Annotated in this window: 14 protein-coding genes; 7 read left to right on the top strand and 7 right to left on the bottom strand. The window is 71.5% G+C overall.

Annotated elements, in window-relative coordinates:
- Positions 1-11: 11 nt before the first annotated feature.
- Genes VS93_RS21595 through deoC form a run of 3 tightly spaced genes read right to left on the bottom strand, consistent with a single transcriptional unit; the run spans position 12 to position 3,317 of the window.
- Positions 12-935 (bottom strand): aldehyde dehydrogenase family protein, encoded by a 924-nt coding sequence (locus tag VS93_RS21595; RefSeq protein WP_046471720.1) that lies wholly within the window; start codon positions 933-935, stop codon positions 12-14.
- The gene (locus tag VS93_RS21590; RefSeq protein ID WP_046471719.1) at positions 928-2,367 is read right to left on the bottom strand and encodes an aldehyde dehydrogenase family protein; all 1,440 of its coding nucleotides are present in this window, start codon (positions 2,365-2,367) and stop codon (positions 928-930) included. The genes VS93_RS21595 and VS93_RS21590 overlap by 8 nt, the downstream gene beginning before the upstream one ends.
- 5 nt (positions 2,368-2,372) lie before the next feature.
- Positions 2,373-3,317 (bottom strand): deoxyribose-phosphate aldolase, encoded by a 945-nt coding sequence (gene deoC / locus VS93_RS21585; protein ID WP_046471718.1) that lies wholly within the window; start codon positions 3,315-3,317, stop codon positions 2,373-2,375.
- Positions 3,318-3,493: 176 nt separating this feature from the next.
- On the opposite strand from deoC, the gene VS93_RS21580 reads away from it, so the two are divergent.
- The 3 genes from VS93_RS21580 (at position 3,494) to VS93_RS21570 (ending at position 5,233) form a co-directional block, all read left to right on the top strand.
- Positions 3,494-4,180 (top strand): hypothetical protein, encoded by a 687-nt coding sequence (locus tag VS93_RS21580; RefSeq protein WP_046471717.1) that lies wholly within the window; start codon positions 3,494-3,496, stop codon positions 4,178-4,180.
- Positions 4,181-4,490: 310 nt separating this feature from the next.
- On the top strand, positions 4,491-4,961 hold the full coding sequence (locus VS93_RS21575) for a PTS sugar transporter subunit IIA (protein WP_046471716.1): 471 nt from the start codon (positions 4,491-4,493) through the stop codon (positions 4,959-4,961).
- The gene (locus tag VS93_RS21570; protein ID WP_046471715.1) at positions 4,958-5,233 is read left to right on the top strand and encodes a PTS sugar transporter subunit IIB; all 276 of its coding nucleotides are present in this window, start codon (positions 4,958-4,960) and stop codon (positions 5,231-5,233) included. The genes VS93_RS21575 and VS93_RS21570 overlap by 4 nt, the downstream gene beginning before the upstream one ends.
- Positions 5,234-5,445: 212 nt before the next feature.
- On the opposite strand, the gene VS93_RS21565 is transcribed toward VS93_RS21570, so the two are convergent.
- From VS93_RS21565 to VS93_RS21555, 3 genes are all read right to left on the bottom strand, one after another.
- Entirely contained in the window at positions 5,446-6,723 is a 1,278-nt protein-coding gene (locus VS93_RS21565; protein ID WP_046471714.1) for a heparan-alpha-glucosaminide N-acetyltransferase domain-containing protein, read from the bottom strand.
- Between the two features lie 66 nt (positions 6,724-6,789).
- Entirely contained in the window at positions 6,790-8,769 is a 1,980-nt protein-coding gene (locus VS93_RS21560; protein ID WP_046471713.1) for an acetoacetate--CoA ligase, read from the bottom strand.
- A 176-nt stretch (positions 8,770-8,945) separates the two neighbouring features.
- A complete protein-coding gene (locus VS93_RS21555) occupies positions 8,946-10,427 on the bottom strand; it encodes an aminotransferase class I/II-fold pyridoxal phosphate-dependent enzyme (RefSeq protein WP_173434347.1) in 1,482 nt (493 codons plus the stop codon).
- Between the two features lie 98 nt (positions 10,428-10,525).
- On the opposite strand from VS93_RS21555, the gene VS93_RS21550 reads away from it, so the two are divergent.
- From VS93_RS21550 to VS93_RS33530, 4 genes are all read left to right on the top strand, one after another.
- Positions 10,526-11,005 carry a DUF3291 domain-containing protein gene (locus VS93_RS21550; RefSeq protein ID WP_046471711.1) on the top strand — a complete coding sequence of 160 codons (480 nt, stop codon included), beginning with the start codon at positions 10,526-10,528 and terminating at the stop codon, positions 11,003-11,005.
- A 145-nt stretch (positions 11,006-11,150) separates the two neighbouring features.
- Positions 11,151-11,480 (top strand): type II toxin-antitoxin system RelE/ParE family toxin, encoded by a 330-nt coding sequence (locus VS93_RS21545; protein WP_046471710.1) that lies wholly within the window; start codon positions 11,151-11,153, stop codon positions 11,478-11,480.
- A 45-nt stretch (positions 11,481-11,525) separates the two neighbouring features.
- A complete protein-coding gene (locus VS93_RS21540) occupies positions 11,526-11,783 on the top strand; it encodes a helix-turn-helix domain-containing protein (protein ID WP_046471709.1) in 258 nt (85 codons plus the stop codon).
- A gap of 69 nt (positions 11,784-11,852) precedes the next feature.
- Positions 11,853-12,041 (top strand): Scr1 family TA system antitoxin-like transcriptional regulator, encoded by a 189-nt coding sequence (locus VS93_RS33530; protein ID WP_394298841.1) that lies wholly within the window; start codon positions 11,853-11,855, stop codon positions 12,039-12,041.
- A gap of 40 nt (positions 12,042-12,081) precedes the next feature.
- Here VS93_RS33530 and bioD read toward each other — a convergent pair.
- The coding region (gene bioD / locus VS93_RS21530; RefSeq protein WP_046471707.1) for an ATP-dependent dethiobiotin synthetase BioD at positions 12,082-12,522 on the bottom strand (441 nt) is incomplete at its 5' end.

The following is a 12,522-nucleotide window of genomic DNA, read 5'->3' as shown; positions in this document are numbered from 1 at the left end:
CCGCTGACGCCCTACACGCCGATCGGGTGCCAGACCGTCTTCACTTCCAGGAACGGGGTCATCCAGGAGATGCCCGGGTCGGCCGCCCAGTCGATGTCCCCGCTGGGACGCAGCACCCGTTTCAGGGTCTGCGCCGCGTCCTCCTCCAGCCCGGCCGCGAGCTCGCCCGCCCCGGTGAGGTCGAGGGCGTTGACATCGGCGTGCGCGGCCAGGTGGGGGGCGAGCTCGTGCAGCCGCCCGGTGAGGATGTTGACCACACCGCCGGGAAGGTCGGAGGTGGCCAGGACCTCGGCGAGGGTGACCGCGGGGAGCGGGGCACGCTCACTCGCCACGACGACCGCGGTGTTCCCGGTCGCGATCACCGGGGCGAGCACCGACACCAGGCCCAGCAGTGGGGCCTCGGGCGGGGCGATGACCGCCACGACCCCCGTGGGCTCGGGCGAGCTCGAATTGAAATAGGGCCCGGAGACCGGGTTGGTAGCCCCGATGACCTGGATGAACTTGTCGGTCCAGCCGGCGTAGTAGACCCAGCGGTCGATGGCGGCCGACACCATCGACTCGGCCCGGGTCCGGCTAATGCCGTCGGCCGCCGCGATCTCCGCGGTGAACTGCGCGCGGCGCCCCTCCATCATCTCCGCGACCCGGTAGAGGATCTGGCCCCGGTTGTAGCCGGTCCGGGAGGACCACCCACCGAACGCCGCGCGAGCGGCCACCACCGCGTCGCGTGCGTCCTTGCGGGAAGCGGCCGCCGCATTGGCGAGATGATCGCCCTTCGCTGAGGTCACGGGATAGGACCTGCCGGATTCCGAACGCGGGAACGCCCCGCCGAGATAGAGCTTGTAGGTCTTGCGCACCGCCAGCCGCCCGGCCGCGTCCTCGGAACGCTCCGCGGCGGAGCCGCGCGCGCCCTTCGCCCGCTTGCCCGACTCAGCCAAGATAGGCCTCCAGTCCGTGCCGTCCGCCTTCCCGGCCGTAGCCGGACTCCTTGTACCCGCCGAAAGGGCTGGCCGGGTCGAGCTTGTTGAACGTGTTGGACCACACCACACCGGCCCGCAGCCGCTCGGCGGTCCACAGCATCCGGGAGCCCTTCTCGGTCCACACCCCCGCCGACAGGCCGTAGGGGGTGTTGTTGGCCTTGGTCACGGCCTCGTCGGGGGTGCGGAAGGTCAGCACCGACAGGACCGGACCGAAGATCTCCTCGCGCGCGATGCGGTGCGCCTGGCTCACCCCGGTGAACACCGTCGGCGGGAACCAGTAGCCGCGCTCGGGCAGCTCGCACGCCGGGGACCAGGCCGTGGCCCCCTCCTCGGTACCGGTGCCCGCCAGATCGCGGATCCGGCCGAGCTGGGCGGCGGAGTTGATCGCGCCGATGTCGGTGTTCTTGTCCAGCGGGTCGCCCAGCCGCAGCCGCTCTATCCGCGCCTTCAGCCGGGGCAGCAGCTCCTCGGCGATGGACTCCTGCACCAGCAGCCGCGAACCGGCGCAGCACACGTGCCCCTGGTTGAAGAAGATGCCCGTGACGATGCCCTCCACCGCCTGGTCCAGGGCGGCGTCATCGTAGACGATGTTGGCGCCCTTCCCGCCGAGTTCCAGGGTGAGGCGCTTGCCGGTACCGGCCACGGCGCGGGCGATCTCCCGGCCGACCTCGGTGGAGCCGGTGAAGGCCACCTTGTCGGCGCCCGGGTGGCCCACCAGGGCGCGCCCGGTCTCCCCGGCCCCGGGGACGATGTTGACGACCCCGCGCGGCAGTTCCGCCTCCTGGCAGATCTCCGCGAAGAGCATCGCGGACAAAGGAGTGGTCTCGGCCGGTTTCAGAACCACCGTGTTGCCGGTCGCCAGCGCCGGAGCGATCTTCCAGGCCAGCATCAGCAGCGGGAAGTTCCACGGGATGACCTGAGCGGCCACCCCCAGCGGGCGCGGCTCGGGGCCGAGCCCGGCGTACGGGAGCTTGTCGGCCCAGCCCGCGTGGTAGAAGAAATGCGCAGCGGCCAGCGGCAGGTCGCTGTCGCGGGTCTCCTTGACGGGTTTGCCGTTGTCCAGCGTCTCCAGCACGGCCAGTTCCCGGGAGCGCTCCTGCAGGATCCGGGCGATCCGGAAGAGGTACTTGCCGCGCTCGGCACCGGGCATCGCCGACCAGACCGTGTCGAAAGCGCGCCGCGCGGCCGCCACCGCGCGGTCGACATCGGCCTCACCGGAGACCGCGACCTCGGCGAGCGGCTCCTCGTCGGCCGGGTTGACCGTGGTCAGGTACTCGCCGCTCTTCGCCGGCGCGAACTCCCCGTCGATATAGGGCTCGTAGCACGAGCGCAGGGAGACGACGGCGCGCGACTCCGGCGCCGGCGCGTACTCGAAGATCTGTTCAGGCACTCTCTTCAGTCCAGCGTGTAGTAGTCGGGGCCCGGGTAGCTGCCGGTGGCCAGCTTGGTGCGCTGCATCAGCAGGTCGTTGAGCAGGCTGGAGGCGCCCAGTCGGAAGAGGTCCGGGTCCAGCCACGCCGGCCCGGCGACCTCGTTGACCAGGACGAGTTTCCTGATGGCGTCCTTGGTGGTGCGGATGCCCCCGGCGGGTTTGACGCCGACACGGCGCCCCGTCGCCGCGTAGTGGTCGCGGACCGCTTCCAGCATGATCAGCGTGGCCTGCGGGGTGGCCGCCGGGGCCACCTTGCCCGTCGAGGTCTTGATGAAATCGGCACCCGCGTGGATCGCCAGCCAGGAGGCGCGGCGCACGTTGTCGCAGGTGGCCAGCTCGCCGGTCTCCAGGATCACCTTCAAATGCGCCGTCGCGCAGGCCTCCTTGACAGCGGTGATCTCCTCGAACACCTTCCGGTAGTCGCCGGCGAGGAAGGCGCCTCGGTCGATGACCATGTCGATCTCGGTGGCGCCGTCGGCGACCGCGCGGCGGGTATCGGCGAGCTTCGCCTCCATGGGGGCGCGCCCGGAGGGGAACGCGGTGGCGACCGAGGCCACGCGCACCCCGGTGCCCTTCAGGGCCTCCACGGCCACCGCGACCATGTCGGAGTAGACGCAGACCGCCGCGACCGGCGGCGCCGTCGGATCGGCCGGGTCGGGGTGCGCCGCCTTGGCCGACATCGCACGCACCTTGCCGGGGCTGTCGGCGCCTTCGAGCGTGGTCAGGTCGACCATCCGGATCGCGAGGTCGATCGCCCGGCCCTTCGCCGCGGTCTTGACCGAGCGTGTCGCGAGGTCCGCCGCGCGCTCGCGCACGCCGACCTCGTCCACCCCCGGAAGCCCGTGCAGGTACGCCCGGAGCGACGCGTTGGACGCCGCCGGGCCGGGCGGCGTTGCGGTATCGGGCATCGGGCCCATCCTCCGTCGGGTCGGTCTGCATCGCCGAATGGCCACCTTAACGCGCGTGTGGGCGGGTCTGTCCGGCCATGCCGGGCGCCGCGCGCCCGGCCGCGCCGCCCGGCGATGGTGGTGCCCCGCCGTAAGCTGGGGTGGAGCATCGGCGAGGCGGAATCGGGGAGGGCCCCATGGCGGAGTTCCGGATCTCCTGTGACGACGGCGGGATCGACCTGCGCAGGCTGGCCACGGCGCTGATCGAGTCCCAGGGGTGGCCCCGCGACCGGGTGGGTATCTGGGAGAACCGCGGCGGTGACGTCGTCGTCACGGTCGAGGAGGAGCTGCTGCACGTCCCGGAGCCCGACCCCCTCAGCCTGCCCGTGCACACCCGCAGCGACGTGCATCGGGCCTGCGAGCTCATCCGCCGCCGCGACACCTCGCTCCGGGGTGTGGAGTTCGGCGACCTGCGCGACGAGGCCGCGCGGTTCTTCGCCGCCGGGTGGTCGGTCGCCGACCTGCTGCACGCCCTGAGCCACCGCCCCGATGGCCAGCCCTGGCCACGAGGTGAGGGCTACCAGGGCGTCGAGTGGCTGGAGCACCGGATGCGGAACTGGAAGACGCCCACCGGCGACATCAGGCCGTCGGTGTCCCAGGAGACGGCGCAGCTGCGGATCCTCGGCCGTGCGGGACTCCCCGGTGGTCTCGGTGTGCCCGATGACGAGGGGGGCCCGCGGGAGCGCCGGACCGCCAGCCCCGAGACCGCGCGGGCAGCGGCCGACGACGCCCGCCGCCTCATGCGCGCCCAGTCCCGCACGACCAGCGACGCGCTGGAGCACCGCGACCGCACCGCGTCCCACATAGCCCGGCGGAGCCGCTGAGCCGAAACCGCCGCAGAGGAGTTCGGTGGGCCTGCTGAACGGGCTCGTCGTGTAAAGGCGGACGGGGACCCGGGCGGGCCGGAATCGGAGCTGGGAGAGTCGCGATCATCGCGGCACCGCCGCGTCCGAGGCGGCGGCTACAGGTGGCGAGTCAGCGGTTACAGGCGGGAAGAAAACCGGACACGACGCCGGAGAGTGGCGTACGTTACATTCAGACGGTCACCGCATAACGTTGGACCGTGGCCCCCGCAGGTGCCGCGCACCCGGCGCGGTCCCTCGCAAAGGGCGCCGTGGTGTGGCAGGAGGGCTCATGGGAGAAGCATCGCTGCGTCAGCTGCTCCCGATCGAGGCGATCGCGACCGGGTTCCAGGTGGCGGATTGGCGAGGGGCGATCCGGGCCGCCGGTGAGCTGCTGGTCGCCACCGGGGTCAGCACCGCTGCCTACATCGAGCAGATGCAGGACGCCGTGGAGGAGTACGGCCCCTACATCGTCATCGCGCCCGGGCTGGCCTTGGCGCACGCCCGCCCCTCTCCCGCTGTGCTGTGTACCGGCTTGTCATGGGCGGGCCTGGCCGCACCAGTGACGTTCGGGCACTCCCGGAACGACCCCGTGCACCTGATCGTCGGCCTGGCCGCCACCGACCACGACGGGCACTCCGCGGCGCTGTCCCGGCTCGCCCGGATGCTCGCGACTCCGGGGCGGCTTGAGAAACTGAGATCGGCGGACGACGCGGAACGGGTGCACACTCTGATCAGCGAGTACGAGGAGGACGCGACATGAGGATTCTCGCCGTGTGCGGCATGGGCATCGGGACCAGCGTGCTCCTCAAGACCAACACCGAGCGGGCGATCCAGGAGCTCGGACTGGACGCCGATGTGGAGATCGCCGACATCGGCACCGCCCGGGGGGCGGCCATGACCGCCGATGTCGTATTGACCTCCAGTGAGCTGGCCGCGGAACTGGGGGACATGGGCGTTCCCATCGTGGTGGTCGAGAGCTTCATCGACGGCGCGGAGATCCGCGACAAGCTCGGCGCCGCCGTCACAGGCTGACCCGACCGCCCTCCCTCCCCCTTCCTGGGAACAGCTCGCGGGGTGGGCCGTCGCGGCCGCGGTTCCTCGTCAACCGGATTCTCAGCGTCTTCCTCGCCCGCCTGTTCCACGGCCTACAGCGCCGGGTGCTCTTCGGTGAAGACACCGATTTCCCCGGAGTGCTCGAACCCGGCCTTCAGGCAGCGGCGTTACGCCTTAGGCAGATCGGATGTCTAGCCCACCCGCCGCTCGGAGCCCGGCCCCGGCGGGTCCCGGTCCTCCTCGTCGGGTAGTCCGGCGAGCTTGACCGCGCCGTCGGCCAACCACCCCAGTACACGCTCCAGAGGGCCGCGACCGAACACCGCCTGCCAGACCATCGCGAAGACCAGCGAGCCCGCGACGAACGCCTCCAGCCGGAACGGAGCGAAGTCCTGGGCCGAGGCACCCAGCCAGGCGATCACCACGATGTGGCCGGCGTAGATGGTGAGCGCCATGGCCCCGGCCGCCGCCAGCGGCCTGAGCACGGCTCCGGCGATGTCGGCCAGTGCCATGCAGCCGGTGAGCACCAGGAGGGACGTTCCGATCGCCCCGGCGATCTCGAACGAGGTCCCGCTGTGCGGAGTGGCCACCAGCAGCCACCATGCGCTGTCCGTCGGAACCTCGCCGTGCAGGTCGTGGAGCCTCTCGGCCATCCAGCGGCGCATGGGGTCGCGCAGCGAAGGATCCATCGTCGAGGGGTCCTCGCCGCCGACGCCCCGCAGTTCGACCCCCATCAGCCGGTCGAGGCCGCCCAGCGGGTACAGCAGCACCCAGGATCCGGCGTAGCCGAGCGCGGAGAGCACGGCCCCCGCGCCGGCCAGCCACCCGCGGACCCGCGGCGAACGCAGGTCGAGACGCCCCACGGCCATCCCGGCGACCACGAAGGCCATGAACGTGCACGCGGGGTAGTAGCCGGTGGCCAGGAAGTCGGCGATCCCGCTGATGGACCCCTCCCTGACCGTGGTGCCCTCGATGAAGAGGGAGCGGCCGACGAAGGAGGCCTGCGGGCCCACGACCCCGATGATCGCGGCCGTCACCATCAGCGCCCGGGCACGCAACCGCAGCAGCGGAAGGGCGAGGACGAAGTAGCCGCCGTAATAGGTGAGGATCACCGCCACAGGAGCGTCGAGCAGATCGAGCGCCCCACCGAGCAGGGCGAGCGCGACCGCCCGGACCAGGATGCGCCCGGCGGCCCGGCTCAGCGGCGTCCCGGAGAGCGGAACGCCGCGTCCGGTCATCAGCGCGAGCGACACTCCGGCGAGGAAGGCGAAGAGCGCCGAGGAGTTGCCGCGGGTGAGCGTGTGGAAGGCCTCGGCGGGATCACCACCGACCAGGCCGATGGAGCCCACCCCGAGATGGACGGTGAACATGCCGAAGACGGCGAGCGCGCGGGCGACGTCCACGCCGGCGATGCGCTCGTGGGGCGCGGTCGCCGTCTGTGCCGCCGTACTGTCGGGTACCTGGTGGGACACGTGCCCCAGGCTAGGGCGTGTTGCACCGCTTCGTCTCCGCCGCTCCCCGAACCGGGGGGTGTTCCGTCAGGAGGAGCGGCGTCCCTCCTGTTCAGCCAGCCGGCTGAAGTAGTCCAGGGCGGCCGGGTTGGCCAGCGAGTCGCGGCTGGCGACACGCTCGGGCGGCTCTCCGGCGAGGATCCGCTTGACCGGCACCTCCAGCACCTTGCCCGAGAGGGTGCGCGGCACCTCGGCGACGGCGTGCACCGCATCGGGGACGTGCCGCGGCGAGCAGTCCTCGCGGATCCCCCGGGCCAGCCGCTTGACCAGGTCGTCGCTGAGCGTCTCCCCTTCGCGCACCACGACGAACAACTCGATGCGGGAACCGCCCCCGGGCTGTGGCACGTCCACGACAAGCGCGTCGACGACCTCGTCCAGCGCGAGCACGGACCGGTAGATCTCGCTGGTGCCGATGCGGATACCGCCGCGGTTGATGGTGGAGTCGGAGCGGCCGTAGATGACGGCGGTGCCACGATCGGTGATCTCGATCCAGTCGCCGTGCCGCCAGACGCCCGGGTACATCGAGAAATAGCTGTCGCGCAGCCGCTCGCCGTCGGGGTCGCCCCAGAAGTAGACGGGCATGGAGGGGGCCGGTTCGGTCACCACCAGTTCGCCGACCTCCCCGATGAGCTCCTTGCCGTCGGGATCCCAGGAGGCGACGGCCATGCCGAGCGAGCGCGCCTGGATCTCGCCCTCGTAGACCGGCAGGGTGGGGGCGCCGCCGACGAGGCAGCTGCAGACGTCGGTGCCGCCGCTGGTGGAGAAAAGCCAGAGGCCGTCGCCGAGTTCGCGGTAGCACCAGTCGAACCCTTCGGGGCTCAGAGGCGACCCGGTGGAGCCGATGGCGTGCAGGGCGGAGAGGTCGCGCCCATCGGTGGGGTGGACGTCCTCCTTCATGCAGCCGGCGATGTAGCTCGCGCTGGTCCCGAAGATGGTGATCCCGGCCCGCTCGGCCAGGTCCCACAGCGCCCCGAGATCGGGGTATCCGGGGCTGCCGTCGTACAGGACGATGGATGCCTCGGTCAGCAGTACGCTGACCAGGAAGTTCCACATCATCCAGCCGGTGGTGGTGTACCAGAACACCCGGTCGCCGCTGCGGGCGTCCAGGTGCAGGTTCAGGTTCTTCAGCTGCTCCAGCAGCATGCCGCCGTGCCCGTGCACGATCGCCTTGGGCAGTCCCGTCGTGCCGGAGGAGTAGAGCACCCAGAGGGGGTGGTCGAAGGGCAGCGACTCGAAGCGCAGCGGGGCGCCGTCGCTGGCCTCTTCGAACTCTTCCCAGGAGAGCGCGCCGTCCACCGCCCGGTCGCGGAGGTAGGAGAGCACGACGGTGTGTTCGAGCGTGGGGAGCTGCTCGCGCAGGGCCGCTATCACGTCGAGGCGGTCGAAGTCCCTGCCGCCGTAGCGGTAGCCGTCCACGGCGAGCAGCACCTTCGGCTCGATCTGGGAGAAGCGGTCGACGACGCTACGCACCCCGAAGTCCGGTGAGCACGAGGACCACACCGCCCCGATGGACGCGCAGGCGTAGAACGCGGCGACGGACTCGGCGATGTTGGGCAGGTAGGCGACGACGCGGTCGCCGGGGCCCACCCCGAGCTGGCGCAGCCCGGCGGCGATGGCCGCCGTCCGGCGCTTGAGCTCGCCCCAGGTCCACTCGCCCATGACGCGCAGCTCCGACGCGTGCCGGATGGCCACGGTGTCGTCGTCGCGCCCTTCGAGGACGTGCCGCGCGAAGTTGAGCCGCGCCCCGGGGAACCACTCGGCACCGGGCATGGTCCGCTTGGCGAGCACCCGCTCGTAGGGGGTCTCGGCGCGGACACCGAAGTACTCCCAGACCGCCGACCAGAACCCGTCGAGGTCGGTCACCGACCAGCGCCACAGTGAGTCGTAGTCGTCCGCCCGCACATCGCGGTTCTCACGCACCCATCGCGTGAAGGCCGTGATGTTCGCGTGTTCGCGCCGCTGCTCGCCGGGCTCCCAGAGCACGGGTGGCTGTGTCCGCTGCGGCATTCTCGCGCCTCCCTCGGTGCGCGGCGGGAGACCGCCGCCTGTGGGCCGTCTCCTCGCCCGGTACGAATGTGTCGTCCATCTAACAACAACGGCCCCCGCCTCGCGGAAGCGGGGATCGTCTTCTTCCTCCGCTTCGCGAAGTGCGGGGACGGGCGCGGGCCGTGCCCGGCGCTCCCTCACACCACGAGGCGCGCCGGCGTCTCCTCGCAGGGGCCGTGGCGGGAGAGATCCTTCCAGGCGCGCGCCAGCCGGGCCACCAGTTCCTCCAGGGTCTCCTCGTCGTGCCCGAACGGCAGCCGGAAGTGGTCGCTGAACCCGCCGCCATCGGGGGTCATCACGGACCCCGGGATGAGCTCCACCCCGTGGCGCAGCGCTACCTGGGCGAACACATGGGATTCGATGCCGGGCATCCGCACCCACAGCGCCGAGCCGCCATCGGGGCCGCGCCACTCCCAGGACGGCAGTGCCGTGCGCAGCCGCTCCTCCAGGAACGCCAGCCGTCCGGCGAGCAGTTCGGACCGCGCCCGGGCCAGCCTGTCCAACTGCGGGAGCAGCCGTACGGCGACCGCCTGGTCCAGCAGTGGGGTGCCCAGATCGGCCAGGAGCTTGCGCCGGCTGAGCCGCTCGGCGATCTCGGCCGGGGCCCGCAGCCACCCGACGCGCAGTCCCGCCCAGCCGACCTTGCACAGGGAACCCACCGTGACCACCTCCGCCTCGCGCGGGGCGAAGGCGGCGACCGGCGGCGGCTCCTCGGGGGCGCGCAGCCCGGTGTAGGCGCCGTCCTCCAGGACCGGCACCCCGTTGCGCGCGGCGAGCTCCCCGATCTCCCGGCGCCGCGCGGACGACATCAGGACCCCGGTCGGGTTGTGGTAGCTGGGCATGAGGTACATCAGGTGGGGGGAGCCCTCGCGCAGCACCTCGCGCGCCCGCACGGCGTCGATGCCGTGCTCGTCCATCGGGACGCTCAGGAACTCCACCCCTTCGGCGCGCAGCAGGTCCAGGCACCCGGTGAAACCGGGGGACTCGACGACCACCGGGGCCCCCTTGCGCAGGTACAGGGCCGCCACCAGCGCGATCGCCTGGTGCGCGCCGGTGGTCACGACGATCTGGCCGGGGTGGGTGGCCAGCCCTTTGCCGGTGTAGTGCTCGGCGACGGCCGCACGCAGCGCCGGCAGGCCGCGCGGGTGGTAGCCGGCCTCGGCCATCAGGGCGGGCAGGTCCTCGGCGGCCACCTCGCGGACGGCCTCGGCCACCTCCGGCAGTCCCTCGCTGCGCACGGAGGAGAGCGAGATGAGGTCACCGGAGCCGTCGAGCAGGCGCTGGTACATCGGGGCGCCCCGGCCGCCCGGCACCCACCCGTCAGGACGTGCCGGCGCCAGCCCCGGGCTCACCCGCGTCCCGCTGCCCTGCCGGCTGTCGAGCAGTCCCTCGGTGCGCAGCTCGCCGTAGGCGGCGATCACGGTCGTGCGGCTGATGGCGAGTGCCGCGGCCAGCGCCCGTTCGGACGGCAGCCGCTCCCCCACGGCCAGCATCCCGCCGTCGACGGCGCGGCGCAGCGCCTGGGTGAGCTTCCGGTACAGCGGACCGTCGCCGGAGGGCCAGTCGCCGAGCAGCGCGGCCAGCTCGCCGGCACTTCGAGAAGAATCCACTTCGCGCATCATTGGACCTACCATCCACCCGCAGTTGGAGTCATATTGGCATGGAAATTGGTCCGCGACCAGAGGTGAATGGACACGAACCAGCGGAAGAGGTCCCCATGTCGCCGACTCCCATGCTCCCGTCGCACGAGCCCGCCCTGCAGCACCGCGCCCTTCCCGGGGCGCGCGCTCCTGCCCCGGTCCTCGCACAGGTCCAGGCCATCGCCGTCCCCGAGGGATCGGAGCGGCGGGTCGCGGAGCTGCTGACCGCTTTGCGGAGGCGCGCCGCGGCGCACCCGGGCCATATTGGACCGATCGGCACGGGGGACGCCGAAGACCACCGGTACGCCGCCCACGCGTCGCTGTGGAGTTCGGTGCCGGCCCTACTGGAATTCGTGCACGCAAGCCACACCGAGATCACTGCTTGGCAGCGCCGCACCGGCCTGCGGGTGCGTGCGGAACGCGCACTGTGGTGGGTCGCGGACGGCGAGCCGGCCTCCATCAGCGAGGCCCGCGAGCGGCTGGACCACCTGCGGCGGCACGGCCCCGGCCCGCGCGCCTTCACCCTGCGCAGCCCGGTCCCCCCGCCGCGCCGCTAAGCCGCGACAGGCGGGGGCGCGTCCGCCGTGCTGTTTTTGCCGCCTGGACCGCAGCGAGGCGACAAAAACAGCACGGTGACGGTTTCTCGAAACGTCAGCGGACACACTCCCAAATTAATAACATCAACGTTATGATGCGGGGAAAGTGGAACTCGAACCCGAGGTGGACCAGTGGTTCGACACGCTCGACCAAGCGAGCCAGGAGACGGCGGCGTTCTACGTTGACCTGCTGGCCGAGCGTGGTGTACTACTCGGCGAGCCTTATACAAGGCAGCTTCGTGGCAAGTTGCGAGAGTTACGCTTCCACCTCGACCGGCGACAGGTACGCATCACCTACTGGATCGCGGCGGAGAGGCGGATCATTCTTCTCACCGTGTTCCGCAAACAGCGGATGCGAGAACCGGCCGAGATTGAGCGCGCCTGGCGTGCCATGCAACGGTGTATAGCCGAGAAGCACACCGCCGAGGAGGGGTGAGCGGATGCCGGAACGAAAGAGCTGGCTGATAAACGCGCCGAGATCATGGGGCGACCGGGTGCGGGTACGGCTTACGAGGCCGCGCGGATCCGCTTCGAGCTGGGAGAGACGGTGCGGAACCGCCGGGCGGAACTGGGGATCACCCAGGAGGAGCTCGCGCAGCGCACCGGCCTTAAGCAGCCCGCCGTGGCCCGCCTTGAGGCGGGCGGGACGACGCCGACATTCCCAGTGCTGGAACGCGTGGCCGCGGCGCTGGACATGCGGCTGAACGTCCAGTTCGAGCCACTTCGGAAAGTGAGCTGAGCGCGCCGCAGCGGACAGGTTCGGCCCTACCTCGCGTCGGGACTGGAGACAGCGCCATGCTCAGTCCCTGTGCCCGGCAGGTGTTCCGGAGACGGTGACAGCCAGAGCATCCGCCGGGCAGCGTGTCACCAAGAGGCGGCCCTGCGCCGTCGCGTCGGCGGCCCGGAGGTCATGGCCGGGCAACTCCGGCACCTGCTGGCCATGGGCGAGCGCGAGACCGTCTCCATCCGGGCCATCGCGAACTGTCGTCGGCATTGATAAAACCGTTCCTTCCCGGCGCCGTGAAGGAACGAAATGCTCAAGATCGGCGGTGGAGGCAGGCGCGGGCCGCGGCGGCGAACTCTGCCGGAGCGAGCCGGGCCATCCCCTCCGGGAAGGCGCCCAGCAGCGGGGCGCCCGCGATGTCGGCGAGTTCGGCCAGGTTACAGCGTTCGGCGAGGCCGGGGGGCGACGGCCAGCTACCGATCAGCACCCCCTCGCACGTCAGCCCGCGCGTTTTCAGCGCCTCACCGCTCAGCGCGGTGTCGTTGAGGGTGCCCAGACCGGCCCGGCAGACCAAAAGAACGGGGGCGGCCAGCGCCGAGGCCACGTCGGCGAGCGTGGCGCCCTCGCTGTTCAGCCGCACCAGCAGCCCGCCCGCCCCCTCGACGAGGACGAGGTCGTGCCCGGCGCGCAGCTTTTCCGCCGCGCGCGCGATCTCCGCCACGGTCAGCTCCGCGGCCCCCCGCGCGGCGCGCGG

This window comes from Allosalinactinospora lopnorensis, assembly GCF_000981225.1.
Classification (GTDB): Bacteria; Actinomycetota; Actinomycetes; order Streptosporangiales; family Streptosporangiaceae; genus Allosalinactinospora; species Allosalinactinospora lopnorensis.
Note: the sequence above shows the minus strand (reverse complement) of the source record. Positions and strands in the feature narration are given on the sequence as shown.

Coding starts and splice junctions, on each gene's coding strand:
- VS93_RS21550 (WP_046471711.1), top strand. CDS start 10,526: ATGTCGCCGACTCCCATGCTCCCGTCGCACGAGCCCGCCCTGCAGCAC.
- VS93_RS21575 (WP_046471716.1), top strand. CDS start 4,491: ATGGGAGAAGCATCGCTGCGTCAGCTGCTCCCGATCGAGGCGATCGCG.
- VS93_RS21540 (WP_046471709.1), top strand. CDS start 11,526: ATGGGGCGACCGGGTGCGGGTACGGCTTACGAGGCCGCGCGGATCCGC.
- VS93_RS21570 (WP_046471715.1), top strand. CDS start 4,958: ATGAGGATTCTCGCCGTGTGCGGCATGGGCATCGGGACCAGCGTGCTC.
- VS93_RS21555 (WP_173434347.1), bottom strand. CDS start 10,427: ATGCGCGAAGTGGATTCTTCTCGAAGTGCCGGCGAGCTGGCCGCGCTG.
- deoC (WP_046471718.1), bottom strand. CDS start 3,317: ATGCCCGATACCGCAACGCCGCCCGGCCCGGCGGCGTCCAACGCGTCG.
- VS93_RS21560 (WP_046471713.1), bottom strand. CDS start 8,769: ATGCCGCAGCGGACACAGCCACCCGTGCTCTGGGAGCCCGGCGAGCAG.
- VS93_RS21580 (WP_046471717.1), top strand. CDS start 3,494: ATGGCGGAGTTCCGGATCTCCTGTGACGACGGCGGGATCGACCTGCGC.